Origin of the sequence: Streptomyces crystallinus, assembly GCF_039521265.1 — a bacterium.
Lineage (GTDB): Bacteria > Actinomycetota > Actinomycetes > Streptomycetales > Streptomycetaceae > Streptomyces > Streptomyces crystallinus.
This window is the reverse complement of sequence record NZ_BAAACA010000043.1, coordinates 1-24518: the sequence shown is the minus strand read 5'-3', so window position 1 is coordinate 24518 and position 24518 is coordinate 1. Positions and strand designations below refer to the sequence as shown.

The following is a 24518-nucleotide window of genomic DNA, read 5'->3' as shown; positions in this document are numbered from 1 at the left end:
GCCTCTCAGCGGCTGTCGGCGGGCAGGGGGAGGGGGTGGGCGCGCTCCCCGAGGGAGGCGAGCACCTCGTGGCGCAGGGCGGTGGTCGCCGGGTCGCCGTGGGCGCGGCGGTCGCGGGGCCGGGGCACGGTCAGGACCCGTCCGGTGCCCAGCAGCGCGACCCGGTCGGCCAGGAACAGGGCCTCGTCGACGTCGTGCGTGACGAAGACGACGCTCGCGCCGGTACCGGCGAGGACCTCGACGAGCAGCTGCTGCATCCCGGCGCGGGTCCGGGCGTCGAGCGCGCCGAACGGCTCGTCCATCAGGACCGCGCGCGGCCGTCCCGCCAGCGCCCGGGCCAGCTGGGCGCGCTGGCGCTGGCCGCCGGAGACGCGGTGGGGCAACTGCTTGGCGTGGGCGGCGAGTCCGACCCGGTCGAGCCAGTCCTCGGCGCGGGCGCGGCGCTCGGCGCGGGGCACGCCCTGGATGGCCAGCGGCAGTTCGACGTTGGCCCGCAGGGTGCGCCACGGCAGCAGGGCGTCCTCCTGGAACACCAGCGCCCGCTCGGCGGACGGGCCCGCGAGGGGCGCCCCGTCCTGGGTGACGCGCCCCCCGAGCGGCGGCAGCAGCCCGGCCAGGGTCCGCAGCAGCGTCGACTTGCCGCAGCCGGAGGGCCCCACGACGGCGAGCACCTCGCCCGCGACCACGTGGAGGCCGACGCCGTCGAGGACGGGCGCGCCCCGGTGGCCGAGCACGGCGTCGTGCAGGGCGAGCGCGGCGCCCGGGGCGCCGGACGGCTCAGACGAGCTGGTCATGGGGGGCCTCGGTGGGGGTCGCGGAGGGCGTGGGGGAGGGAGCGGCGGCGCGGTCGGCACGGGTGCGGGCGCCCGCCCCGTGCACGGGGCGCGGCAGCCAGTGGGTGAGGCGGCGGCCCAGGAGTTCCACGGCGCCGGCGGTGAGCCGGCCGAGGATGCCGATGGTGGCCATGCCGACGAGAACCCCGGGGTAGTCCACGACCGTGTAGTCCTGCCAGGTGCGGTAGCCGACCCCGTACTCGCCGGAGATCATCTCCGCCGAGATCACACAGATCCACGAGACGCCGATGCCGACCGAGAGGCCGCCGAACACGCCGGGGAGCGCACCAGGCAGCACCACCGAGCCCAGCACGCGCCACCGGCCGCCGCCCAGGGTGCGCACCGCCTCCTCCCAGACGGGCGTGAGCGCGGCCACCGCGTGGCGGGTCGCCACCACGACCGGGAAGAAGGCCGCGGTGCAGGTGATGAAGACGATGCCCTGCTCGTTGGAGGGGAAGAGCAGGATCGCGACCGGGACCAGCGCGATGGCCGGGATGGGCCGCAGGACTTCGAGCAGCGGCCCCAGCAGGTCGGCGGCGAGCCGGGAGCGGGCGAGCGCGACGCCCGTGGCCACGCCCGCCACGGAGGCCAGGGCGAAGCCGGTGAGGATGCGGGTCAGGCTCTGGGTCACGTCCTGCCAGTACGTTCCCTCTCCGAGCCGGTGGCCGAACTCCCGGGCCACCTCGGTGACCGTGGGGAACTGCGCGAAGCGCAGCCAGAGGTCGACGTCGTACGTGGTCAGCAGCTGCCACAGCGCCAGGGCGGCCAGCAGGGACAGGGCCCGGGTCAGACGCCGGGTCATGAGGCGGCGGCCGCGGCGAGCGCGGTGGCGTAGGCGAGGGTGCTCGCGCCGGGGTGGGCCGTGACGTACCGCGCGGCGACCGAGGGCGTGACGAAGGCCCGCAGCCCTTGGCCGTCGCGCACCCAGACGGCCCGGTCGGCGAACCAGGAGGTGCCGGTGGTGGCGTCGGGGACGTAGACGGCGCGCACGGTGTCGCGGTGGGCGGCCGCGAAGCGCAGCGCCAGGGCGGGCGTGTCGAACGTGTCGGTCTTCTGGGCCCCCTTCAGCCACACCTCGCTGCGCGGCGCGGGGGCGGTGGCCGCCGACTGGCGCCCGTAGTCGGCGCCGTACGCCTTCTTCACGAAGCGGTCGTCGACGAAGGCGTCCACATCCACGTCCCCCACCAGCTTCGCCGTCTTCAGGACCGGCACGTCCTGCTTGAGCGCGTCGACGAGCCGGGGCTTGAGCGTGGGGTCGAAGGTGGCGATGCCGTGCGCCCCGTTGTAGAGGTAGACCACCTCGGCGGGCAGACCGGTGGCCGCGGCCACCTTCTCGGCCGCCTGGACGGGGTGCTCGCGCAGATACGCCGTCGCGGTGAGCTGCGCCTTCAGGAAGGCGTCGAGCACGGTGGGGTGCTTCTCGGTGAAGTCCTGGCGGGCGGTGACGCCGTGGAAGGTCGCCAGGTCCAGTTCGGCGCCGTCGTAGAGGGCCTTCGCCTTGCCCTGGAAGGCGAGCAGCCCGGGCCAGGCGACGAACTGCGACAGGGCGTCGACACTGCCCGCGCCGAGCGCCGAAGCGCCCACGGCGGGCTGCTGGTTGACCTTGTGGACGTCCTTGGCGGGGTCCAGTCCGCTGCGCTGGAGCGCCCGTACGAGAGTGCCGTCGGCGGCCGATCCGATACTGGTCGACACCTTCTTGCCGCGCAGTTCACCCAGATCGGTGAGTTTGGAATCGGGCGTCGTCATAACGGTGTTGAGGCCGCCACGCAGGTTGTAGCCGGTGACGGAGACCAGGTGCGTGGGGCGTCCGAGCTGTTTGCCGCGTGCCGCGTTGAGCAGCAGCGGGAAGTCGCCCATCGACCCGATGTCGACCTTCCCGGCGGTCATCTGCGCGGTGATGGGCGCGCCCGTCGCGTAGTCCTCCCACTTCACCTTGTAGGTGACGCCGTCCTTCTCGCCGCGCGCCGCGAGCTCCCGCTCGAAGGCCCCCAGCGAGCGCAGCAGGATGCCCGCGGTCACGGTGTTGATGGTCTTGGACTGGTAGCCGACGGTCACGGTGACCGTGGCGGAGCCACCCGCCTGCGCGTCGCCGCCGCAGCCGGTGAGGGGCAGGAGCAGGGCGGCGGCCGCGAGGCCGGCGGTCGTGGTGCGTTTCATCGGGGTTCGGCCTCTCACCTGAGCAGATAGGGCATGTTGACCGTGACGGCTCCGGTGGGACACCGGGCCGCGCAGGGGCCGCAGTACCAGCACTCGTCGACGTGCATGTACGCCTTGCCGCTCGCCGGGTCGATCGCGAGCGAGTCGAGCGGGCACATGTCGACACAGAGGGTGCAGCCGTCGATGCACTTCGACGCGTCGACGGTCACGGGCACGTCGGCCCGCTGGGGCGCCAGGGGCATGGCTGTCTCCAGGGAAGGGGTACGGAAGGGGTACGGCGGTGGCGGGGGACGGGGCCGCTGGGGGCCCGGCGGGCTCAGACGGACCGGTGGAGCAGGCCGCTCATGCTGATGCGGTCACCGCGGAACCGGATGAACTCCAGGTCCACCGGGCGGCCGTCGCACAGGTGAGTGAGCCGTTCCAGCATGAGGAGGGCGGCCCCGCGCGGGGCCTGGAGGACGGCGGCGGAGTGCGCGTCGGCGTTGACGGCCTCCAGGGTGATGTCGGCGGTGCCGAGCCGGGTGCCGGTCAGGGTCTCGATCAGCCGGAAGACATCGGTGTTCTCCAGGTCGCAGCCGATCAGCTCGGCTCCGATGTCCATGGGGACGTAGGTGAGGTCGAGGGAGAGCGGCAGCCCGTTCAGCAGCCGCAGCCGTTCGATGTAGAGCACGTCGCTGTGCTCGGGCACCCGCAGCCGTCCGGCGACCGGCGCGGGCGCGGGGACGGGACCCGCGGTCCGCACCACGTTGCTGACCGCGCCGTGCTCGCGCAGGGTCTCGGCGAGCCCCTGAAGCCGGTCGAGGCCGTGCGCGTACTTCTCGCAGACCACCACCGTGCCGACGCCCGGCTGGCGTTCCACCAGGCCCTCCGCCCGCAGCAGGTCGAGTGCCTGGCGGACGGTGTTGCGCGAGACCCGGAAGTCCGCGCCGAGGGTGTCCTCCAGCGGCAGGACGCCCCCGGGGAAAGTCCCCGAGAGCACCTGGCGCCGCAGCAGGTCGGCGAGCTGCCGCGCCTGGTCCGCGCGCAGCCTGCGCCGACGCGCGGCGGAGACCGGCGCGGTGCGTTCACGGGTGCGTTCGGCTGGCATGCGGTGGACCATACCGACGGCCGGGGCGCGGTGGTGTTGCCGCAGTGTTGCGCCACCTGTGGATAACTTTGCGGCCCCTTTGACCTGCGGTTTCGTACGAGAACGAGGAAGATCTGCCAGCAGCGCGGCAGAGCCTGTCCGCCCCGGCCCCTATCGTGGCTGGGGTGGCGGAGTCAACGGGACGACGGTGGGGGACGGCGGCATGAGCGGGACGGAAGGGGCGGTCGAGGTGGTGGACCAGCCGAGGGCCGGGGCAGCGGTCGGAGCAGCGGTCGAGAGCGAGGCGCTGCGGACGCTGAACCGGGTGTTCGGCTACGAGACCTTCCGCGGCGACCAGGGCGCGGTCATCGAGCACGTGGTCGCGGGCGGCGACGCCGTGGTGCTCATGCCGACGGGCGCCGGAAAGTCGCTCTGCTACCAGATCCCCTCCCTGGTCAGACCCGGTACGGGGGTCGTGGTCTCACCCCTGATCGCCCTGATGCAGGACCAGGTGGACGCGCTGCGGGCGCTCGGCGTGCGCGCCGGGTTCATCAACTCCACGCAGGACTTCGACGAGCGCCGCACGGTGGAGGCCGAGCTGCTGGCCGGCGAGCTCGACCTGCTCTATCTGGCCCCGGAGCGGCTGCGCGTGGAGGCCACGCTCGATCTGCTCTCCCGGGCCAAGATCGCCCTTTTCGCGATCGACGAGGCGCACTGCGTGGCCCAGTGGGGCCACGACTTCCGCCCGGACTACCTGGCGCTGTCGATGCTGGGGGAGCGCTGGCCGGACGTGCCGCGCATCGCCCTGACGGCGACGGCGACGCGGGTCACCCACCGGGAGATCACCGACCGGCTCGTGATGCCGAAGGCCCGCCACTTCGAGGCGAGCTTCGACCGGCCGAACATCCAGTACCGGATCGTGCCGAAGAACGACCCCAAGAAGCAGCTCCTCGGCTTCCTGAAGGAGGAGCACGAGGGAGACGCGGGCATCGTCTACTGCCTCTCGCGCGCCTCGGTGGAGAAGACCGCCCAGTATCTGAGCGACAACGGCGTGGCGGCCGTGCCGTACCACGCGGGGCTGGACGCGGCCACGCGCGCGCTGCACCAGTCGCGCTTCCTGCGGGAGGACGGCCTGGTCGTGGTGGCGACCATCGCGTTCGGCATGGGCATCGACAAGCCGGACGTGCGGTTCGTGGCCCATCTGGACCTGCCCAAGTCGGTGGAGGGCTACTACCAGGAGACCGGCCGCGCGGGCCGCGACGGCCTGCCGTCCACCGCGTGGATGGCGTACGGCCTCCAGGACGTGGTGCAGCAGCGCAAGCTCATCCAGGGCGGCGAGGGCGACGAGGCGTTCCGGCGTCGGGCGGCCTCGCACCTGGACTCGATGCTGGCGCTCTGCGAGACCGCCGGATGCCGCCGCGCCCAGCTCCTCGGCTACTTCGGCCAGGAGGCCCCGGCCGACCACTGCGGCAACTGCGACACCTGTCTGAACCCGCCGGAGACCTGGGACGGCACGGTGGCCGCGCAGAAGGTGCTCTCCACGGTGGTCCGGCTGGAGCGGGAGCGGCGCCAGAAGTTCGGCGCGGGCCAGATCATCGACATCCTGCTCGGCCGCAAGACGGCGAAGGTCATCCAGTTCGACCACGACGGGCTGTCGGTGTTCGGCATCGGCGAGGAGCTCACCGAGGCGCAGTGGCGGGGCGTGGTGCGGCAGTTGCTCGCCCAGGGCCTGCTGGCGGTGGAGGGCGAGTACGGGACGCTGGTGCTGACCGACACGAGCGGCGAGGTCCTCGGGCGCAGACGCGAGGTCCGGTTGCGCTCGGAACCGGCGAAGCCGGAGCGCGCGCCCCGCGCCCGGGCCGCGGCCAAGGCGAAGGCAGCCCCGGCCGACTTCCCGCAGGAGGCGGCGCCGCTCTTCGAGGCGCTGCGCGCCTGGCGGGCCGCGCAGGCCCGCGAGCAGGGCGTCCCCGCGTATGTGATCTTCCACGACGCCACCCTGCGGGAGATCGCCGTGGCCCGCCCCGCCTCGGTGGAGGAGCTGGGCACGATCGCCGGCGTGGGCGAGAAGAAGCTGGCGACGTACGGAGAGGGCGTACTGGAGGTGCTGGAGGAGCGGGAGGCCGTGGGGGAGCAGGAGTAGCCGGGGGGGCGGCGGCCGCCCGGCCGGGCGGCGGGGGCCGGGGGCCCGCCTGGCCCCTGGCCCCGGCCTCGGCTCCCGGCCCTGGCCCCGGCCCTGGCCCCGGCCTCGGCTCCCGGCCCTGGCCCTGGCCCCGGCCCTGGCCCTGGCCCCGGCCCTGGCCCTGGCCCCGGCCCTGGCCCTGGCCCCGGCCCCGGCCCCGGCCCTGGCCCTGGCCCTGGCCCTGGCCCTGGCCCCGGCCCTGGCCTCGGCTCGGCCCCCGCCCCCAATACCCCCTAAGACCCCACGATCCGCCCCGTGACCTCGCCCAGGCCCACTCGGACGCCGTCCGGGCCCGGGGCCCAGGCGGTCATGGTGACGACGTCGCCGTCCTCCAGGAACGTGCGCTTGCCGGTGGGCAGTTCGATCGGCTCCGTGCCGTTCCAGGTCAGCTCCAGGAACGAGCCGCGCTGGTCGCGCTCGGGGCCGCTGACCGTGCCCGAGCCGTAGACGTCACCGGTGCGCAGCGAGGCGCCGTTCACCGTCATATGGGCGAGCTGCTGGGCGGCGGTCCAGTACATGCCGGCGAACGGCGGCTCGGCCACCACCTGGCCGTTGAGCGCGACGGAGATACGGATGTCGAAGCCGCCCGGCACCTCGGCGTCCGCGTCGTCGAGATAGGGCAGCAGCGGGAAGTCCCGCGCGGGCGGCGCCACCCGGGCGTCGGTGAGCGCCTCGAGCGGCGTGACCCACGCCGAGACGGAGGTCGCGAAGGACTTGCCGAGGAACGGGCCGAGCGGCACGTACTCCCAGGCCTGGATGTCCCGCGCCGACCAGTCGTTCAGCAGGAAGAGCCCGAAGACGTGGTCCTCGAAGGAGGCCAGGTCCACCGGCTCGCCCAGCGGCGAGGGGGTGCCCACCACGAAGCCCACCTCGGCCTCGATGTCCAGCTTCACCGAGGGGCCGAACACCGGCGCCGGGTCGCTGGGCGCCTTGCGCTGCCCGTGCGGGCGCACCACCTCCGTACCGGAGACCACGATCGTGCCGGAGCGGCCGTGGTAACCGATCGGCAGATGCTTCCAGTTGGGGGTGAGCGCGTCCCCGTCCGGCCGGAAGATCCTGCCCACGTTGGTGGCGTGGTGCTCGCTCGCGTAGAAGTCGACGTAGTCCGAGACCTCGTAAGGCAGATGCAGGGCGACCGTGTCCAGCGGGTGCAGCAGCGGCTCTATGTCGGGCCGGTGCGCGGGCACCGTCACCCACGCGGTGAGCGCGCGCCGCACATCGCGCCAGGCCGTGCGCCCGGCCGCGAGCAGCGGGTTCAGCGTCGGCCTGGCGAGCAGCGCCGCGTACGGCGAGCCGAGCGCGTGCGCGGCGGCCCCCGCGTCCAGGACGTGGTCGCCGATGCGGACGCCGACGCGGCGGTGGTCGGGCGCGTCGGGCGTGGAGAAGACGCCGTACGGAAGGTTGTGCGGGCCGAAGGGGTCGCCCTCGGCCAGGTCGAGCGGGCTCTGCTCGGACATCTGTGCCTGCCTCGCTTTCCACGGGTGTGGAGGACACGTTACGTCGGCGATGGTTGCGCAGGCAGTGTCTAAAGAGTTCGTAATGTCCGGAAACTCCGTCTCCGGAAGGGGTGGTTCCCCCTCTACCGTCCTTGCCGGGACCCAGCGTGGCGAGGGGGCCGCGCGTCCCGAGGGGGGACTGGTGTCGAACAGGGACACGCTGTTCACGGCCGACCGGACCGTGCCCGCGCTGATCGTCAAGATCGGGAACTATCCGCTGCACCACGGGGGCGTCGGCGCCATCCGCAGCCTCGGCAGACTCGGTGTGCCGATGTACGCGATCACCGAGGACCGCTGGACTCCGGCCGCGCACTCCCGCTATCTGCGCCGTGCCTTCGCCTGGCCCACCACCGGCCGTGAGGACCCGGACGCCCTGGTGGAGGGGCTGCTGCGGATCGGGCGGCGGATCGGCCGCCCCACCGTGCTGGTGCCGACCGACGACGAGGCGGCCGTGCTGATCGCCGAGCGCCACAAGGAGCTCGCCGGGCCGTTCCTCTTCCCGTCCGTGGCCCCCGAGTTGCCCCGCCGCCTGGCCAGCAAGCGCGGGCTGCACGAGCTGTGCGTCGAGCACGGGGTGCCCTCGCCCGCGTCCGCGTTCCCCGACACGTACGAGGAGGTCGAGGACTTCGCGCGGCACGCCCGCTTCCCGGTGGTCGTCAAGAACCGCGAGGCGTTCGTCCGCAGGAGGCGGCCCGCGGTGCACGGCACCACCCGGGTGCGCGGCGCCGCCCACCTGCTCGCCCTCGCCCGTGGCTGGGGCGCGCGGCCGGGGGTGGTCCTCCAGGAGTACCTGCCGCGCGAGGAGGCCGAGGACTGGATCGTGCACGCCTACTTCGACGAGAACGCGGCGCCACTGGCGATGTTCACCGGGGTCAAGGTCCGCTCCTGGCCGCCGCACGCCGGGATGACCGCCACCGCGTACGCCGTCGGCAACCAGGAACTCGCGCTGCTCGCCGAGCAGTTCGTGAAGCGGATCGGCTTCAGCGGGATCGTCGACCTCGACCTGCGCTTCGACCGCCGTGACGGCCGGTACAAGCTGCTGGACTTCAACCCGAGGATGGGCGCCCAGTTCCGCCTCTTCGAGAGCGCGGCGGGCGTCGACGTGGTCCGCGCCCAGCATCTGCACCTCACCGGCCGCGCGGTGCCCGAGGGCGAACAGCGGGCCGGGCGGCGCTATGTGGTGGAGAACATCGACCTGCCCGCGCTGCTGGCCTACCGGCGCAGCGGCTACACCACCCCGCACGCGCCCGCGCGCCCCTCGGGCACCGAGCTCGCCTGGCTCGCCCGCGACGACCCGAGGCCCTTCTTCACCATGCTCGCCCGCTTCGTACGACCGGGGGCCGAGCACCTGTACCAGCTCTGGCGCAGCTCCCGCCGCGCGATCGCCGAGTAGCCGGAGGGGAGGGCCGGCGCGACCCGTACGACCAGCACACGCGCACCACCCTGGGGAGGGACCTTCACGTGATTCGTCCGGTAGCTGTCATCGGGGCGGGGCCCTACGGTCTGTCCACCGCCGCGCATCTGCGCGGACGCGGCCTCCCGGTCCGCGTCTTCGGCTCGCCCATGGTGAGCTGGCGCGCGCACATGCCCGCGGGCATGGTCCTCAAGTCGACCCCGTCCGCGTCCGGCATCGACGCGCCCCGCCCCGGCCACACCCTGGTCGACTTCTGCGCCGACACCGGGATCCGGCGGTACGAGTCGGACTGGGACCTCATCCCCGTCGAGGACTTCGCCGCGTACGGGCAGTGGTTCGCGCGGAAGCTGCTGCCGGACCTGGAGGACGTCCGGGTGGTCTCCGTGGACCGCACCCGGGCGGGCCACTTCGCGCTGAAGCTGGACTCCGGCGAGGCGTTCGAGGCGCGTGCGGTGGTGGTGGCGACGGGGCTCGCCGGGCTGGCCCGGATGCCGCGCGAGCTGGCGGCCGCCGTCCCCGACGGCCCGTCCGCCACCGGCCCCGTCTCGCACGCCGCCCAGCACACCGACCTCTCCCGGTTCGCCGGGCGCGAGGTGCTGGTGGTGGGCGCGGGCCAGTCGGCCATCGAGAGCGCGGTGCTGATGGCGGAGGCGGGCGCGAGCGTACGGATCGTGGCCCGCCGGACCGGAGCCGTCCGCTTCGGCGCGGCCCCCGACTGGCAGCCCCGGCTCAGCCCCGACTCGCCCTTCGGCCGCGCCTGGTCGCTGTACGCCTTCTCGTACCACGCCACCCGCTTCCGGCATCTGCCCGCGCCCACCCGGCACTATCTGGTGCGCCGGGTGCTCGGCCCGCTGGGGGCGTGGTGGCTGCGCGACCGGTTCACCGGGAAGGTCGCGGTGACCGACGGCCGCCGGGTGGTCCGCGCGCGGGTCGAGTCGGGCCGCCCGGTCCTGACGCTGAGCGGCGGGACCGGCGCCGCGCGCGAACTGTCCGCCGACCACGTGCTGGCGGCGACCGGCTACCGCATGGACGTGGCCGCCCTGGGCTACCTCGGCCCGGGGCTGCGCACCGGGCTCACCACCTCGCGCGGGGCGCCGGTCCTGGACGGCGGGTACCGGTCGAGCGTGCCGGGCCTGTACTTCACGGGTCTGCCGGCCGCGGCGTCGTTCGGGCCGGTGATGCGGTTCGTGTGCGGGACGGCGTACGCCTCGCCCCGCCTCGCGGCCTCGGTGGCGGCGGGCCGCTGAGGGCCAGCCAGGGCCGCTGAGGGGGCGGCGAGGGCCGCTGAAGGGCGGCGGGGTGTCAGCCCGCCGTCCGGGGGATCCGCTTCTCCCAGGTCCGGTGGAAGACGACCTCGTCGCCGTCCCGGCACACCACCTCGTCCGAGGTCAGGAAGTCCGCCGCGTCACAGGCGACCTCGGACCGGGTGGTCACCGTGACGTTCCAGCCGAGCTCCGGCCGGTGCAGCCGGATCGTCCAGTCGGTCCGGGCGCGCGCGGACTGCGGGTCCGCCTCGTCGATCGTGTACGTCTCCCGGGCGTCCTCGGCCGTCTCCAGACCGTCGGGGTGGACCCGCGTACCGCAGTGCGGCGGGACCACTTCGAGGCGCCACTCGCCCTTGGCCACATCGCGTACGACCAGCCGCTCAGGGCGCGGCTCGTCCAGCGGTTCCGGGCAGACCACGCCGAGCGGCGCGGCCTGCTCGGGCTCCTCGAAGGCGATCGCGTCGGCCGTCGGCTCCCGTACCGGAAGGCTCAGCGAGCTGCCCTCGGGCAGCAGGGTGAAGCCCACCGAGTCCGCCTGCGGCCAGATCCACGGCCAGTACGCCGAGGAGACGGCCAGCCGGACGCGGTGGCCCGGCGGGAAGCTGTAGCCGGCGCCGCCCAGGGGAAACGTCACGTCCTGGGTGGCGCCCAGCGGCCAGGCGTCCGCGCGGTCCGCGCCCTCGCGCGCACAGAGGTTGAGCGCGCCCCGGGTGACCAGCGTGGACGAGCCGTCCGGCGCCACGTCGCAGAGCCGTGCGACCGCCTGCCCGAACGGCACGTCCATCCGCAGCCGCAGCGTCACCTCCGGGCGCCCCAGGACCTCCAGCGGCGCCCCCTCGGCCGGGACCGCGAAGTCGAACGCCGCCGAGTGGGCGTCCTCGGCGCGCTGGTCGGGCGGCAGGTCGCCGGCGCCGCCCAGCGGGCGGTAGCGGCCCGCGTCGAGGCCGGTGTGCTGCGGCGAGTCGACCCGGACCGGGTCGCCCCCGAGCGCGTACGGCACCGGGGTGACGTGCGGCGACGGCCATGCCGGGTCACCGACCCAGCGGCCGGGCAGCTCCTGGTACACCGTGGCGGGCCGGTGCGAGTCGCTGATCCAGGAGCGCAGCAGCGGCTCGTCCATGACCCCGCTGTCCTCGCCCCTGAGCCAGTGGTCCCACCAGCGCAGTGTCTCCTGGAGGAAGCCGACGGCCGGGCCGGGCGGGCGCCCCCGGTCCGGGTACTGGTGCGGCCAGGGCCCGAGCAGCCCGCGCACCCGGTCGGCGGGCAGCCGCTCCACCAGGCGCAGCACGGTGTCCCGGTGCGGCTCGTGCCAGCCGCCCACCGCCAGCACGGCCGCGCCGATCGCCCCGAGCTCCTCGCCGACGCCGTGCCGGCGCCAGTGGTCGTCGCGGGTCTGGTGGGCCAGCCAGGTGTGCAGCGGCGGCTCCAGGGACTCCAGCCGGGTCTGCCACATCTCCCGCCACCGCTCGCCGACGTACGCGGGGTCCGGCGGGCGCGCCGTCAGCGCCAGCGTCGACGCCGCCCGGGCGTGCGTCTCCCCCGCGAGGACGGAACCTCCCAGGTAGTGCCCGTCGTTGTCGTAGTGGTCGTCCGACGCGCAGACCGCGACGACCGCCTTGAGCGGCTCGGGCGCGAGGGCCGCGATCTTGAGGGAGTGGGAGCCGCCCCAGGAGATCCCGAACATGCCCACCGTGCCGTCGCACCAGGGCTGCCCGGCGAGCCAGTCGACGACCGCGACCCCGTCCGCGAGCCCGGTCGCGTCCCAGCCGTCGCCCGGCAGGCCCTCGCTGTTGCCGTGCCCGCGCTGGTCGACGCGTACGGACGCGTAGCCGTGCCCCGCGTACCAGGGGTGGCGCTGGCGGTCGCGCGGCGCGGTCGCGTCGGTGAGCCCGCAGGGCAGGTACTCGAGCAGCGCGGGCACCGGCTCCTCGGTCACCGGGCGCCAGACCCGGGCGTACAGCAGCGTCCCGTCCGGAAGCGGAATCTGAACATCCGCACGCGTGGTTTCGTACGGGAAGTCGGTGCGGATCCGCATGGTCATCCTCCCTCCGGTGCCGGGACCGGTGGGTCGCGGTGGCAGTGGTGGGTGCCGACAAAAGGGCTGTTTATGTTCGTATGAGCTGATCACGAACATACCGGGGTCCATCGGGCTGTGCGCGGGGGGTGACGGGAAGGCGCCAGCGGTGATCGAACAGCGACCGGATACGCTGACTTGAGTGAAGGCAGCGACACATCGACAATCCGTGTGATCGTCAGCAGACAGGAGTACCCCTCGTGACCGTCGTCGGGCCGTTCGGGCTGAGCGTGCGGGACCAGGCTCTTGAAGCCGATGTCCAGACCGGATTGGCGGCAGTCGAGGCGGGCCTGCTCGACGCCACCAAGAGCGAGGTCCCCTTCATCACGGAGGCCGCGCAGCACCTCGTGCGCGCGGGTGGCAAACGCTTCCGGCCGCTGCTCGTGATGCTCGCCGCGCAGTTCGGCGACCCGTACGCGCCGGGTGTCGTGCCCTCGGCGGTGGTGGTCGAGCTGACGCATCTGGCGACGCTCTACCACGACGACGTCATGGACGAGGCCGAGGTGCGGCGCGGGGTGCCCAGCGCCAACGTCCGCTGGGGCAACTCGGTGGCGGTCCTGACCGGCGACTTCCTGTTCGCCCGCGCCTCGCACATACTGGCCGACCTGGGCCCGGAGGCCGTCCGCATCCAGGCCGAGGCGTTCGAACGGCTGGTCACCGGCCAGATCCTGGAGACCGCGGGCCCGCGCGACGGCCGCGACCCGGTGGACCACTACCTCGACGTGCTGGCGGGCAAGACCGGTTCGCTGGTGGCCGTCTCCGGCCGGTTCGGCGCGATGATGTCGGGCGCCGACGAGTCGGTCGTGGACATCCTCACGCAGTACGGCGAGCGGCTCGGCACCGCGTTCCAGCTGGCCGACGACGTGCTGGACATCGCCAGCGACTCCCACGAGTCCGGCAAGACCCCCGGCACCGACCTGCGCGAGGGCATCCCCACGCTGCCGGTCCTGCACCTGCGGGCGCAGGCCGCCCAGTACGGCCGCCCGGACGACCTGGAGCTCGTGGCGCTGCTCGACGGCGATCTGACGGACGACGCCCGGCACGCCGAGGCGCTGCGCCGGCTGCGGGTGCACCCGGCGCTCGAACAGGCCCGCAGGGACACCGTCCGGTACGCGGAGGAGGCCCGCGCCACGCTGTCCCCGCTGCCGGAGTGCTACGCGAAGGCGGCTCTGGAGGAGCTGTGCGACGCGGTGGTGCACCGGGCGGGCTAGATCCCGTCCGCGTCGGCCGGTCCTAGTACCCGGAGCCGCCCGGCGGCGTGCTGACGCCGCCGGAGGTGGTGCCGCCGCCCGTGTCGGCGGTGGCCTTCCCGCCGGTCGGGGTGATCGCGAACCAGGTGCCTCCGGCGCCCTGTCCGTACGCCTCGTGGGGCTCGTCGTCCTTGGCGTACCGGTAGAGCGGCCAGCCCGCGAGGGTCAGCTGGGTGCTGCCGTCCGGGCGGGCGACCGTGCCGACCAGGGCCTTGTCGACGCCCTTGACCGTCAGCGCGTCGGTGGCGGGGACCGGGGGCCAGATCGCGGCGCAGGCGGCCAGGCAGTTCGAGTGGGACGGCTTGGCGGTGTCCTTGTCGAACCGGTACAGGACGTATCCGCCGCCGTCCGTGACGACCGTGCCGACCTTGTCGACCTCGGCGGCGCTGAGGGTGGGGGCGGTCGGGCGCGGGGCCGCCGGTGCCGTCGTGGACGGCTTCTCGGTCTTGCTGCTGTCGTTGCTGCTTCCGCACCCCGTGGCGGCGAGCGCGAGGACGGCTGTCCCGGCGGCCGCGCCGACGGCGATGCGGTGGACGCTGAGCATGGCGATCCCCTTTGGTGGTGCCGGTTGCTCTTACTCAGGTGTACGGATTCCGGCCCAAAGCGACTCGAACACCCGAACTGTCGATAGTGTGACCCAGGTCACACTATTGAGTGCCGGTGGCACTGTGCAGACAGTCGCATACCTGGCGAAACGGCGGGCGATCGGGAGCGCGGGGTCCCGCACCGCCGCCCGGGCCCCGGCGGCCGGATCGGAGCGCTGCGCCCAGCGGGCGGTTTTGTGCGCCGGGCGCGCAGGGAGGGCGCTCAATCCGGGCGGTCTCGAAGGGCGTTGACGCCCTGCCGCTGGCAATCGCGCGTGGCCTCGGCGGAGTTGACGCTTCTGACAGGTACGCGACGTACAACCCCTACTGGTCGGGGGAGGTTGTACGGGCCCGTGTCATCCCAGAGAGGTACACGAGGTTGCTCCCGAGGGGGGACGCCCGGCGGCGGCTGATTTGGTCAGATTGAGAACACCACTCCTGACCAATTCGGGTGAGAATGGCGGCGCGGGGTGGACAGAGCGCAGCACTACGGACGGACGCCGCCGACCACGGAGGTAAGGCACACATGGCACCGAACGACAGCGCACACACCACCGAGGAGGCCGGGGACCTCGTCGCGGGCCGGCGCAAGGCCGCGCGGTATCTGGTCCCGGTCGGGGTGGCGGGGGTGGCGGCCGCGACCATCGGGCTGGTCCCGGCGCTCGCGGCTTCAGGTGACCCCGATCTGCCGAAGATCAGCGCACAGCAGCTCATCGAGAAGGTCGCCGCGTCGGACGCCCAGCAGCTCTCCGGCACGGTGAAGATCAAGACGGACCTGGGCCTCCCGTCCTTCGGCGGCCTCGGCTCCTTCGCCCCCAAGGGCGGCGGCAAGGGCGGCTCCTCCGCCTCGCCCGACAGCAAGCTGATGGAGCTCGCCTCCGGCTCGCACACCCTGCGCGTCGCCGCCGACGGCCCGGACAAGCAGAAGCTGTCGGTGCTCGACAAGGCGTCGGAGTACAGCGTCGTCCACAGCGGGGACGACGTGTGGGCGTACGACAGCGCCTCGAACGAGGTGTACCACTCGAAGCGGGCCGGTGACGGCAAGAAGGAGCTCGGGGGCGGCCCGGCCAAGGGCCACGGCAAGGTCCCGGAGTCCCTGCCGACCACGCCCAAGGCGCTGGCCGAGCAGGCCCTGAAGTCGGTCGACCCGACCACCTCGGTGACCGTCGACGGCACCTCGCACGTGGCCGGCCGGGACGCGTACCAGCTGGTGATCAAGCCGAAGCAGTCCGGCTCGACCATCGGCGCGATCCGGATCGCGGTGGACGCCAAGAGCGGTGTGCCGCTGAAGTTCACGCTGGCGCCGGCCGGCGGGGGCAGGGCGGTGATCGACGCGGGCTTCACCAAGGTCGACTTCGGCAAGCCCGCGGCCTCGACGTTCGACTTCACCCCGCCCAAGGGGGCCAAGGTCACCGAGGACGACGGCAAGGCGCACGGCGGCCGGGGCGAGCGCGGCTTCAAGGGCGCCGAGGGCAGCGGGTTCAAGGGCCTCGATGTCCTCGGGAAGGGCTGGAACTCCATCGCCCGCCTCGACGTTCCAGGAGGTAAGGGCATCCCGTCCGCTCACTCCGGCAAGGGCGGCAAGGGCGATGTCCCGCCGGAGGCCCAGAAGTTCCTCAACTCGCTGGGCGACAAGGTCACGGGCAAGTTCGGCTCGGGCACGGTCTTCAAGACCCGCCTGGTCAACGCGCTGGTGACGGACGACGGCAAGGTGTTCGTGGGCGCGGTGACCAAGGACGCGCTGGTGAACGCGGCGAACGCGGCGAAGTAGGCGAAGAAGCAGCAGCGGATGAGGGGGACCCGGGCTCCGAGGGTTCGTCCCGAGGGCCCGGGCCCCCCTTTTCCACCCGTGTCGGCACACGGGAGCACGGTCCGCAGACGAACGGAGGTCTGGGGCGAAGCGCCAGGCAAGGGAAGGGGCGGGGTGGGGAACTCTCCATCGGTCATCGAGACCCGCGGTCTCACCAAGAAGTACCGAGGCGGCCAACTGGCCGTGGACGGCCTCGACCTCACCGTCCCCAGCGGCAGCATCTTCGGCTTCCTCGGCCCCAACGGCTCCGGCAAGACGACCACGATCCGCATGCTGATGGGCCTGATCGAGCCGACCTCCGGCACGGCCCGGGTCCTCGGCAGCCCGATGCCCCGCGCCGGGCGCACGGTCCTGCCGCAGGTGGGCGCCCTGATCGAGGGCCCCGCGCTGTACGGCTTCCTGTCCGGCCGCGACAACCTCGTACGGTACGACTCGGCCGACCCGACCGCCGACCCCCGCACCCGCGCGCGCCGCGTCGCCCACGCCCTGGACCGGGTCGGGCTCGCCGCCGCGTCCGGCAAGAAGGCGCGGGCGTACTCGCTGGGCATGAAGCAGCGGCTCGGGCTGGCGTCCGCGCTGCTCCAGCCCCGCAAGCTGCTGGTCCTCGACGAGCCGACCAACGGCCTCGACCCGCAGGGCATGCGGGAGATCCGCGCCCTGGTGCGCGAGCTCGCGGCCGACGGCACCACGGTCTTCCTCTCCTCGCACCTCCTCGACGAGATCGAACAGGTCTGTACGCACGCGGCGGTGATGACCCAGGGCCGCCTGGTCGTCCAGGGCGAGGTCGCCGAGCTCGCGGGCGGCGACCGGGGCCGGCTCGCGGTCACCACGCCGGACCCGGCCGACGCGGCCCGGCTGCTCAAGGAGCGCGGGATCGCGGACGTGACCGTGGACGGCGACAGGGTGACGGGCGAGGTCCCGCCGGCCGAGGTGGAACTGGCGGAGCTCAACGCCGCGCTGGTGCACGGCGGCGTACGGGTGAGGGCCTTCGGGGTCGAACGGGCCTCGCTGGAGGACGCGTTCGTGGCGCTGACGGGGGAGGGGTTCGATGTCGCGGGCTGAGGTGAACACTGCGGAGGACGTACCGACGTCGGTGGCCTCCGACACCGCGCCCGCCGAGCACGCGGGTGTCGAGCTTCGGCGGCCCAGTGTCCTGTGGACGCTCGGCCTCTTCCGGTCCGAGCTGGTCACCGTCGTGCGGCGGTGGCGCACTCTCGCCCTGCTCGGGGTGCTGGCGGCCGTCCCGATCCTGATCGGCATCGCCGTGAAGATCGAGACGCGCGGCGGCGGTACGGCGGGCCCCGGCGGCGGTGACGGGCCGGCCTTCATCTCGCAGATCACCAACAACGGTCTCTTCCTCGTCTTCGCCGGGCTCGCCGCGACCCTGCCGGTCTTCCTGCCGATGGCGATCGGCGTGGTGGCGGGTGACGCGATAGCGGGCGAGGCCAACAGCGGCACCCTGCGCTATCTGCTGGTGGCCCCGGCGGGGCGCACCAGACTGCTGCTCGCCAAGTACGCGTCGACCCTCGCGTTCTGTCTGCTGGCGACGCTGGTCGTGGCGGCGTCCGCGCTCGCCGTCGGGGCGCTGCTCTTCCCGCTCGGCGAGGTCACGACCATTTCCGGTACGCGGATATCGTTCGCGGAAGGGCTGGTGCGCGCGCTGGGCGTCGCCGGGGTGGTGGCCCTGTCGCTGACCGGTGTGGCCGCGCTGGGCCTGTTCGTCTCCACCCTCACCGGCAGCGGTGTCGCGGCGATGGCGGCGACGGTCGGCCTGCTCATCACCGTGCAGATCCTGGACCAGATCCCCCAGCTGCACGCGATACAGCCGTATCTCTTCCCGCACTACTGGCTGTCCTTCGCGGACCTGCTGCGGGTGCCGGTCTACTGGGACCAGCTGGTGAAGAACCTGGAGCTGCAAGCGCTGTACGTGGTGGTGTTCGGCTCGGCGGCCTGGGCGCGCTTCACGGCGAAGGACATCACGGCCTGACCGGGCGGAGCAGCCGACAGGGGCGGTCCCCGGAAGAAGGACGGAACGGTCGTGCGAGCCGACCCCCGTGGCGGCTCGACACGACACGTACCGTTTCCTCGGCACATTCTTGGAGCAGACCATTCCGCTGTCAATACGCTACGGACCGTCCTCGTAGACTCGCCCCGTGACCGAGTCGCCACGCGCAGCCCCCAACCCCCGGCGCCGGAGCGAGAGATCGCGCCGCGCGATCCTCTCCGCGGCCCTCGAACTCTGCGCGGAAAACGGCTACGGGCGCGTGACGATCGAGGGCATCGCCGCTCGTGCGGGGGTGAGCAAGAAGACGATCTACCGCTGGTGGGCGACGAAGGGCGCGGTGCTCCTGGAGGCCGTGATCGAGGCCGTGGTCAGCACCTCGCCGCTGCCCGACACGGGGGACGTCGACGCGGACATCGTGACGCATGTCACCAGCGTGATGCGGGCCTTCACCTCACCGGTGATCGGCCCCGCGTACACCGGGATCCTGTCCGAGCTGCTCCACGACGAGGCGCTGGCGCGGGCCGTCAACGAGGAGCTGGTCAGACCGCGCGTCGCGCTGGTGCACGAGCGGCTGGCCGCCGGGCAGCGCGCGGGCCAGCTGCCGCCGGACGCCGATCTGGAGCTGGCAGTGGAGATGCTGTACGGGCCGCTGTACTACCGGCACGCGCTGAAGCGGCCGTTCCACGAGCCGGACAGGATCGCCGTGCTGGTGGCGCACGTCATGCGTGCGTTGCGAGCTCCGGCCGCGAGCTGAAGAAGGACTTGGCGCGGACCGTTGCCTCGGTGTCCTCGCCGATGGTGCCGGGCCGGTTGGCCGAGCCGAGCAGTACGCCGCCCCAGCGCATCTCCATGTACGCGGCGGTGTGGCGCAGGGTCCCCACCAGCGGGTCGGCCACGGACTGGTCGGCGCCGGCGAGCGCGGTCACGCCCCACAGGGTGCGCCCGGCCATCCGCGGCCGGAAGTCGAGCCCCGGCACCCGCATCCACCCCGACCAGTGGTCGAGGTAGCGCTTGACCGAGGTGGAGACGCTGTACCAGTACAGCGGCGAGGCGATGACGAGGTCGGTGGCCTCCAGGGTCGCCTCCAGCAGGGTGGCCGCGTCTCCGCTCGGGTCGGCGTACAGCCCCTCGCCGTCGTGGCGCCGGTCGGTGAACTCGGGCAGCCGCAGCTGCGAGAGGTCCAGCCAGCGCTGCGCCGCGCCGTCCGGCAGCTGCTCGGCGGCCAGTCTGGCCAGCTCCTCGGTGTTGCCGCCGGGGCGGGTGCTGCCGAGCAGGAAGAGGAAGGTGCGAGTGGCGGCGCGTGCGGTGGCCATGGTTCCCCCAGGAATGAAGTATGCGCGTGCAGTATATGCACGCGCATACTCATTGGGGTAGACCGAGTCCGAGTAGACCCGGTCCTCGGGTCAGAAGGTCAGCTTCCAGCTGTTGATGTACCCGGTGTCCTGCGGCCCCTTGTCCTGGACCTTCAGCTTCCAGGTGCCGTTCGCCGTCTCGGTGGAGGCGTTGACCGTGTACGTGGTGTTGATGTTGGGCGTGGAGTCCGACGAGGAGTTGTGCAGCCGGTACGCCTTGCCGCTCGGGCCGATCAGATCGACCACCAGGTCACCGCTGTAGGTGTGCACGATGTCCACGCCGACCTTCAGCGCGGAGGGCGCGTTGCCCGTACGCCCGGTCACCGAGACCGACGAGGTCACGGCCGCGCCGGGGGAGTCCGGGATGGTGACGTCGGTGGTGTTCTCGTAGACGTCGCCGGTGGGCGGGGTGGTGGTGCCGGTGGACAGCTGCCACAGCGCGTACGCGATGGCGTCGCTGTTGTGGTCCAGCGCCGTGTCGTTGATGTTGGTGCTGGTGTCGCAGGAGGAGTGGTAGCAGGCGTCGAACGCGCGGCCCGCCGTGCCGCCCCACTTCTGGGCCTGGGCCGAGGTCTTGGTGTAGTCGGCGCCGGAGAAGAGGCCGCCGACGCGTATGCCGGCGTTCTTGAACGGCGCGTGGTCGGAGCGGCCGTCGCCCTCCGTCTCGATCTCGGTGGGTATGGAGAGGGTCGCGAAGTAGTCCTTGAAGACCTTCTCCAGGGCCGGGTCGTCGTCGTAGACGAAGTAACCCGGGTTCGGCGAGCCGATCATGTCGAAGTTCAGATACGCGGAGATCTTGCCGCGGTCGGCCGTCGACAGGCTGTTGACGTAGTACTTCGAGCCGACCAGGCCCAGCTCCTCGGCGCCGAACCAGCCGAACCGCAGGTGCTTGTCGGGCTTGAGCTGGGCGCGGGAGACGGCGAGCGCGGCCTCCAGGACACCGGCGGTGCCGGAGCCGTCGTCGTTGATGCCGGGGCCGGCGGTGACCGAGTCGAGGTGCGCGCCGGTCATCACGGTCTGCGAGGTGTCGCCGCCGGGCCAGTCGGCGATCAGGTTGTAGCCGGTGGCGCCGGAGGAGGTGAACTGCTGGACGGAGGTGGTGAACCCGGCGGCGTCCAGCTTGCCCTTGACGTAGTCGAGCGAGGCCTTGTAGCCGGCCCGGCCGTGGGCGCGGTTGCCGCCGTTGGCGTTGGCTATCTGCTGGAGCTGGGTGAGGTGCGCCTTGACGTTGGCGAGCGGTATGTCCGGGGCGGCGGCGACCGCGGGGGGCGCGGCCTGTACGGCGGGGGCGCCGAGGCCGAGGCCCAGTGCGAGGGCGGCGGCGGCCGCGAGGGTTGTTCTGGTGCGCATGTGGGGGCTCCGTACTCCGTTCGGGGATGGGACGGAAACGCGAGCCTGATGTTCAGGGAGGGTTTGATTCACCGTCAAGAACGGATTTCGGTCACGGGTGTCCGGTGACCGGTCGGTGGCCGAATTTTCGTACCCCACCCCACCCGTTCCCTTAAGTCCTCTGGCGGACGGCCGGGGGCTCCACCCCGGGCGGGGTGTTCGTCTGCGGGCGGCGGCGGGTTGCTCGCGCAGTTCCCCGCGCCCCTGGAAACCCTCGTTCGGCTGCGGACCGTGGCCGGTTGCTCGCGCAGTTCCCCGCGCCCCTAAAGGCCTGTGGCTGAGCTGGGTTCTCCGGCTGCGGCCGACCCCCTGGGGGCGCGGGGAACTGCGCGACCAGCCCACCACTCAGCCGCAGACGAAGGCCGGGCGCAACAGGGGTCCGGGGACGGGGACTAGTCCTCGCCCACCCTCACCCCCGGAGGGTTTAGGGAAGGGGCGGGGAGGGGCTCCGCCTCCACGAGCAACCCGGCCGCCGCCAACGCCACCCTCCCCCGCCGCGCAACCCGCAACGCATCCCACGTCAGCAACGTCAACGCCAGCCACACCAACGAGAACCCGGCCCACCGCTCCACCGGCATCGCCTCGTGGAAGTACAGAATGCCCAGCCCGAACTGGAACACCGGCGCCAGATACTGAAGCAGCCCCAGCGTGGACAGCGGCACCCGTATCGCCGCCGCCCCGAAGCAGACCAGCGGCGCCGCCGTGACCACCCCGGTCGCCGCGAGCAGCGCCCCGTGCCCGACGCCCTCGGACGCGAACGTCGCCGACCCGCTCGCCCCGAGCCACACCAGATACCCCAGCGCCGGCACGAACTGCATCGCCGTCTCGGCCGCCAGCGACTCCAGCCCGCCGAGGTTCACCTTCTTCTTCACCAGCCCGTACGTGGCGAAGGTCAGCGCGAGGGTGAGCGAGATCCACGGCGGCCGCCCGGCGCCGACGGCCAGGACCACCACCGCCACCGCGCCCGTCGCCACCGCCACCCACTGCACCGGCCGCAGCCGCTCCTTGAGCAGCAGCACGCCCATCGCGATGGTGACCAGCGGGTTGATGAAGTAGCCGAGCGACGCCTCCACGACATGGCCGGAGTTCACCGACCAGATGTAGACGCCCCAGTTGACCGTGATCACGGCCGCGGCGAGCCCGATGAGCGCGAGCCGGCGCGGCTGGCGCACCAGCTCGCCGATCCACGCCCAGCGGCGCAGTACGAGGAGCGCGGCGCCGACGAAGACCAGGGACCACACCATCCGGTGCGCCAGGATCTCGACCGCCCCGGCCGGCTTCAGGAGCGGCCAGAAGAGCGGGACCAGCCCCCACATCCCGTAGGCGCCGATTCCGTAGAGCAGTCCTGCCCGCTGCTCACCGGCAGCGGTTCCCGGTTCCTCGGCCACTGGCCCTCCCTGCGCGCACGTCGACGCGCGCACGTCGACGCAGTCGACGGTAGCGCCAGGCAACCACACCTGTCATGCCCTATATCCGAAAACGGTCCTGACCACAGAGCGACGGATTCAGGCCACGGCCTACACCACGGCCCCCACCACCGTCTCCACCACAGTCCCCACCACGGCCCCCACCACCGTCTCCTCCGCCGTCTACGCCACCGCCGCCGCGATCGTCTCCGCGATCGGCGTCGTCGGCCGGCCGATCAGCCGCGACAGCTCCCCGGACGTGCCCGCCAGGCGCCCCCGCTCGATCGCCAGGTCCACGTCGACCAGGATCTCGGCGAACGGCGCCGGGACCCCCGCGCCGGTGAGGATGCCGAGGTGCACCTCGGGCGCCACGGCCTGGTACGCGATCTCCTTGCCGGTCGCCCGCGCGACCTCCGCCGCGTACTCCGCGAAGGACCACGCCACATCGCCGCTCAGCTCGTACGCCCGGCCCAGATGGCCCTCGCCGGTCAGCACCGCCGCCGCGGCCGCCGCGTAGTCGGCGCGCGCGGCCGAGGCCACCCGGCCCTCGCCCGCGTTGGACACGACGGCCCCGTGCGCCAGGACCGGCTCCAGGTGGGCGGTGTAGTTCTCGGTGTACCAGCCGTTGCGCAGGAAGGTGTACGGCAGCCCCGAGTCGAGGATCAGCTGCTCGGTGGCCCGGTGCTCGTCCGCGAGGCGGAAGTCGGCCTCCGGCCCGCCGAGGATGCCGGTGTACGCGAGCTGCGCCACCCCGGCCTCCTTCGCGGCGGCGACCACCGCGGCGTGCTGCGGCACCCGCTGGCCGACCTCGCTGCCGGAGATCAGCAGCACCCGGTCACCGGCGCGGAAGGCCCCGGTCAGCGTCTCGGGCGCGCTGTAGTCGGCCACCCGCAGCTCCACACCGCGTTCCGCGAGGGCGGCGGCCTTCTCCTTGTTCCGTACGACGGCGGCTATCCCGTCCGCGGGCACCCCCGTGGCGAGCAGCTCGTCGATGACGAGACGGCCGAGGGCTCCGGTGGCTCCGGTGACGACGATGCTCATGGCTGCTGACTCCTGTGGCTCCGGGTTCCCGTGCGGAACCCCGTGCCACTCACCGTACGGATGGCGCTAACCTTTCGTAAGTACCCACTTTGAAGTAAGGTACTGGTATGGCGGTAAGTATCCCGGGCGGCACCCAGCCCGCAGCAGAGGACCTCCGCGAGGCCATGTGTCCGCACCGGCTCGTGCTGGAGCACGTCACCAGTCGGTGGGGAGTCCTGGTTCTGCTCGCGCTGTCGGAACGGTCATTCCGGTTCAGTGAGCTGCGCCGGCACGTCGGCCGGGTCAGCGAGAAGATGCTGACCCAGACCCTTCAGACGCTGGAGCGCGACGGCTTCGTGCACCGCGACGCCAAGCCGGTCATCCCGCCGCGCGTCGACTACTCACTGACCCCCATGGGCCGCGAGGCCGCCGAGCGCGTACGGGCCCTCGCCGAGTGGACCGGCGTACGGATGGACCAGGTGGAACAGGCCCGCGCCGCGTACGACGAGGCCAGGAGCCGGAGCCGGGCCGGCTGAGGCCCGCGCCGCTCCGGCTCCGCGGTCCTAACCGGCGACGGTCCAGGTGTCGTTGCCGGTGAGCAGGGCGCCGAGGTCGCCCTTGCCGCGCTGTTCGATGGCCTGGTCGAGCTGGTCGGCCATCTGGGTGTCGTAGACGGGCCGGTCGACACTGCGCAGGACGCCGATGGGCGTGTGGTGCAGGGTGTCGGGGTCGGCGAGGCGGGAGAGGGCGAAGGCGGTGGTGGGGGAGACGGCGTGCGCGTCGTGCACCAGGATCCCCGCCTCGTTCGCCGGTGTGACGTCGACGATCCGCAGGTCGCCGGTGGCCGGGTCGCGGACCACGCCCTTGCGGCCTTCGGCGCCGAAGCGGATCTGCTCCCCGTGTTGGAGGCGGATGACGGCGTCCTGCGCCTGCTCGTGGTCCTTCAGTGTGTCGAAGGCGCCGTCGTTGAAGATGTTGCAGTTCTGGTAGATCTCGATGAGGGCGGTGCCGGGGTGGTCGGCGGCTTGGCGCAGGGTTTCGGTGAGGTGTTTGCGGTCGGAGTCGATGGTGCGGGCGACGAAGGAGGCCTCGGCTCCCAGTGCCAGCGACACCGGATTGAAGGGCGCGTCCAGGGATCCCATCGGCGTGGACTTGGTGATTTTGCCGGTTTCTGAGGTGGGGGAGTACTGGCCTTTGGTGAGGCCGTAGATGCGGTTG

Annotated in this window: 21 protein-coding genes and 1 pseudogene; 9 read left to right on the top strand and 13 right to left on the bottom strand. The window is 72.7% G+C overall.

Going from position 1 to position 24518, the window contains the following annotated elements:
• Window positions 1–5: 5 nt before the first annotated feature.
• The 5 genes from ABD236_RS29125 to ABD236_RS29105 all read right to left on the bottom strand — a co-directional run bounded on the left by ABD236_RS29125 (window position 6) and on the right by ABD236_RS29105 (window position 4077).
• Entirely contained in the window at window positions 6–794 is a 789-nt protein-coding gene (locus ABD236_RS29125) for an ABC transporter ATP-binding protein (RefSeq protein WP_344078717.1), read from the bottom strand.
• Window positions 778–1635, bottom strand: a complete 858-nt coding sequence (locus ABD236_RS29120) for an ABC transporter permease (RefSeq protein ID WP_344078715.1) — start codon at window positions 1633–1635, stop codon at window positions 778–780. The genes ABD236_RS29125 and ABD236_RS29120 overlap by 17 nt, the downstream gene beginning before the upstream one ends.
• A complete protein-coding gene (locus ABD236_RS29115; protein WP_344078713.1) occupies window positions 1632–2990 on the bottom strand; it encodes an ABC transporter substrate-binding protein in 1359 nt (452 codons plus the stop codon). The genes ABD236_RS29120 and ABD236_RS29115 overlap by 4 nt, the downstream gene beginning before the upstream one ends.
• A gap of 14 nt (window positions 2991–3004) precedes the next feature.
• Complete coding sequence (locus ABD236_RS29110; protein ID WP_344078711.1) at window positions 3005–3232, bottom strand: 4Fe-4S dicluster domain-containing protein; 228 nt, start codon at window positions 3230–3232, stop codon at window positions 3005–3007.
• Between the two features lie 74 nt (window positions 3233–3306).
• Complete coding sequence (locus tag ABD236_RS29105; protein ID WP_344078709.1) at window positions 3307–4077, bottom strand: GntR family transcriptional regulator; 771 nt, start codon at window positions 4075–4077, stop codon at window positions 3307–3309.
• 202 nt (window positions 4078–4279) lie between these two features.
• Here ABD236_RS29105 and recQ point away from each other — a divergent pair.
• Window positions 4280–6357 (top strand): annotated as a pseudogene (gene recQ / locus ABD236_RS29100) (DNA helicase RecQ); the annotation flags it as partial.
• A 111-nt stretch (window positions 6358–6468) separates the two neighbouring features.
• Here the strand turns inward: recQ and fahA are convergent.
• Window positions 6469–7692: a fumarylacetoacetase gene (fahA, locus tag ABD236_RS29095; RefSeq protein ID WP_344078703.1), complete on the bottom strand. Its 1224-nt coding sequence runs from the start codon at window positions 7690–7692 to the stop codon at window positions 6469–6471.
• 181 nt (window positions 7693–7873) lie between these two features.
• Between fahA and ABD236_RS29090 the strand changes: the two genes are divergently transcribed.
• Both ABD236_RS29090 and ABD236_RS29085 read left to right on the top strand, forming a co-directional pair.
• The gene (locus ABD236_RS29090; RefSeq protein ID WP_344078701.1) at window positions 7874–9124 is read left to right on the top strand and encodes a carboxylate--amine ligase; all 1251 of its coding nucleotides are present in this window, start codon (window positions 7874–7876) and stop codon (window positions 9122–9124) included.
• A gap of 68 nt (window positions 9125–9192) precedes the next feature.
• Window positions 9193–10392: an FAD-dependent oxidoreductase gene (locus ABD236_RS29085; protein ID WP_344078699.1), complete on the top strand. Its 1200-nt coding sequence runs from the start codon at window positions 9193–9195 to the stop codon at window positions 10390–10392.
• A gap of 55 nt (window positions 10393–10447) precedes the next feature.
• On the opposite strand, the gene ABD236_RS29080 is transcribed toward ABD236_RS29085, so the two are convergent.
• Entirely contained in the window at window positions 10448–12445 is a 1998-nt protein-coding gene (locus ABD236_RS29080) for a CocE/NonD family hydrolase (protein WP_344078697.1), read from the bottom strand.
• Between the two features lie 239 nt (window positions 12446–12684).
• Here ABD236_RS29080 and ABD236_RS29075 point away from each other — a divergent pair, with 239 nt between their 5' ends.
• Window positions 12685–13695 carry a polyprenyl synthetase family protein gene (locus ABD236_RS29075; protein WP_344078695.1) on the top strand — a complete coding sequence of 337 codons (1011 nt, stop codon included), beginning with the start codon at window positions 12685–12687 and terminating at the stop codon, window positions 13693–13695.
• Between the two features lie 22 nt (window positions 13696–13717).
• On the opposite strand, the gene ABD236_RS29070 is transcribed toward ABD236_RS29075, so the two are convergent.
• Window positions 13718–14278 (bottom strand): hypothetical protein, encoded by a 561-nt coding sequence (locus ABD236_RS29070; protein ID WP_344078693.1) that lies wholly within the window; start codon window positions 14276–14278, stop codon window positions 13718–13720.
• 566 nt (window positions 14279–14844) lie between these two features.
• Here ABD236_RS29070 and ABD236_RS29065 point away from each other — a divergent pair.
• The 4 genes from ABD236_RS29065 (at window position 14845) to ABD236_RS29050 (ending at window position 18887) form a co-directional block, all read left to right on the top strand.
• Window positions 14845–16089 carry a LolA family protein gene (locus tag ABD236_RS29065; protein ID WP_344078691.1) on the top strand — a complete coding sequence of 415 codons (1245 nt, stop codon included), beginning with the start codon at window positions 14845–14847 and terminating at the stop codon, window positions 16087–16089.
• Window positions 16090–16107: 18 nt separating this feature from the next.
• Window positions 16108–17190: an ABC transporter ATP-binding protein gene (locus ABD236_RS29060; protein WP_425543985.1), complete on the top strand. Its 1083-nt coding sequence runs from the start codon at window positions 16108–16110 to the stop codon at window positions 17188–17190.
• Window positions 17177–18115 carry an ABC transporter permease gene (locus tag ABD236_RS29055; protein WP_344078687.1) on the top strand — a complete coding sequence of 313 codons (939 nt, stop codon included), beginning with the start codon at window positions 17177–17179 and terminating at the stop codon, window positions 18113–18115. Before ABD236_RS29060 ends, ABD236_RS29055 begins: the two co-directional genes overlap by 14 nt.
• A gap of 166 nt (window positions 18116–18281) precedes the next feature.
• The gene (locus tag ABD236_RS29050; protein ID WP_344078685.1) at window positions 18282–18887 is read left to right on the top strand and encodes a TetR/AcrR family transcriptional regulator; all 606 of its coding nucleotides are present in this window, start codon (window positions 18282–18284) and stop codon (window positions 18885–18887) included.
• Here the strand turns inward: ABD236_RS29050 and ABD236_RS29045 are convergent.
• The 4 genes from ABD236_RS29045 to ABD236_RS29030 all read right to left on the bottom strand — a co-directional run bounded on the left by ABD236_RS29045 (window position 18853) and on the right by ABD236_RS29030 (window position 23321).
• Window positions 18853–19446 (bottom strand): flavodoxin family protein, encoded by a 594-nt coding sequence (locus ABD236_RS29045; protein ID WP_344078683.1) that lies wholly within the window; start codon window positions 19444–19446, stop codon window positions 18853–18855. The two genes, ABD236_RS29050 and ABD236_RS29045, sit on opposite strands and share 35 nt — an antisense overlap.
• Before the next feature lie 90 nt (window positions 19447–19536).
• On the bottom strand, window positions 19537–20835 hold the full coding sequence (locus ABD236_RS29040) for a M28 family metallopeptidase (protein ID WP_344078681.1): 1299 nt from the start codon (window positions 20833–20835) through the stop codon (window positions 19537–19539).
• A gap of 431 nt (window positions 20836–21266) precedes the next feature.
• Window positions 21267–22190 carry an EamA family transporter RarD gene (gene rarD / locus ABD236_RS29035; protein ID WP_344078936.1) on the bottom strand — a complete coding sequence of 308 codons (924 nt, stop codon included), beginning with the start codon at window positions 22188–22190 and terminating at the stop codon, window positions 21267–21269.
• 273 nt (window positions 22191–22463) lie between these two features.
• A complete protein-coding gene (locus ABD236_RS29030) occupies window positions 22464–23321 on the bottom strand; it encodes an NAD(P)H-binding protein (RefSeq protein ID WP_344078679.1) in 858 nt (285 codons plus the stop codon).
• A gap of 107 nt (window positions 23322–23428) precedes the next feature.
• Here ABD236_RS29030 and ABD236_RS29025 point away from each other — a divergent pair, with 107 nt between their 5' ends.
• On the top strand, window positions 23429–23836 hold the full coding sequence (locus ABD236_RS29025; RefSeq protein ID WP_344078677.1) for a winged helix-turn-helix transcriptional regulator: 408 nt from the start codon (window positions 23429–23431) through the stop codon (window positions 23834–23836).
• 27 nt (window positions 23837–23863) lie between these two features.
• Here the strand turns inward: ABD236_RS29025 and ABD236_RS29020 are convergent.
• On the bottom strand, window positions 23864–24518 hold a 655-nt coding region (locus ABD236_RS29020), incomplete at its 5' end, for a thiamine pyrophosphate-dependent enzyme (RefSeq protein ID WP_344078675.1).

Bases quoted from the DNA above. Each gene is read 5' to 3' on its own strand.
- ABD236_RS29125 (WP_344078717.1), bottom strand. From the start codon at position 794: ATGACCAGCTCGTCTGAGCCGTCCGGCGCCCCGGGCGCCGCGCTCGCC.
- ABD236_RS29120 (WP_344078715.1), bottom strand. From the start codon at position 1,635: ATGACCCGGCGTCTGACCCGGGCCCTGTCCCTGCTGGCCGCCCTGGCG.
- ABD236_RS29115 (WP_344078713.1), bottom strand. From the start codon at position 2,990: ATGAAACGCACCACGACCGCCGGCCTCGCGGCCGCCGCCCTGCTCCTG.
- ABD236_RS29110 (WP_344078711.1), bottom strand. From the start codon at position 3,232: ATGCCCCTGGCGCCCCAGCGGGCCGACGTGCCCGTGACCGTCGACGCG.
- ABD236_RS29105 (WP_344078709.1), bottom strand. From the start codon at position 4,077: ATGCCAGCCGAACGCACCCGTGAACGCACCGCGCCGGTCTCCGCCGCG.
- fahA (WP_344078703.1), bottom strand. From the start codon at position 7,692: ATGTCCGAGCAGAGCCCGCTCGACCTGGCCGAGGGCGACCCCTTCGGC.
- ABD236_RS29080 (WP_344078697.1), bottom strand. From the start codon at position 12,445: ATGCGGATCCGCACCGACTTCCCGTACGAAACCACGCGTGCGGATGTT.
- ABD236_RS29070 (WP_344078693.1), bottom strand. From the start codon at position 14,278: ATGCTCAGCGTCCACCGCATCGCCGTCGGCGCGGCCGCCGGGACAGCC.
- ABD236_RS29065 (WP_344078691.1), top strand. From the start codon at position 14,845: ATGGCACCGAACGACAGCGCACACACCACCGAGGAGGCCGGGGACCTC.
- ABD236_RS29060 (WP_425543985.1), top strand. From the start codon at position 16,108: ATGAGGGGGACCCGGGCTCCGAGGGTTCGTCCCGAGGGCCCGGGCCCC.
- ABD236_RS29055 (WP_344078687.1), top strand. From the start codon at position 17,177: ATGTCGCGGGCTGAGGTGAACACTGCGGAGGACGTACCGACGTCGGTG.
- ABD236_RS29045 (WP_344078683.1), bottom strand. From the start codon at position 19,446: ATGGCCACCGCACGCGCCGCCACTCGCACCTTCCTCTTCCTGCTCGGC.
- ABD236_RS29040 (WP_344078681.1), bottom strand. From the start codon at position 20,835: ATGCGCACCAGAACAACCCTCGCGGCCGCCGCCGCCCTCGCACTGGGC.
- rarD (WP_344078936.1), bottom strand. From the start codon at position 22,190: ATGTGGGGGCTGGTCCCGCTCTTCTGGCCGCTCCTGAAGCCGGCCGGG.
- ABD236_RS29030 (WP_344078679.1), bottom strand. From the start codon at position 23,321: ATGAGCATCGTCGTCACCGGAGCCACCGGAGCCCTCGGCCGTCTCGTC.
- ABD236_RS29025 (WP_344078677.1), top strand. From the start codon at position 23,429: ATGGCGGTAAGTATCCCGGGCGGCACCCAGCCCGCAGCAGAGGACCTC.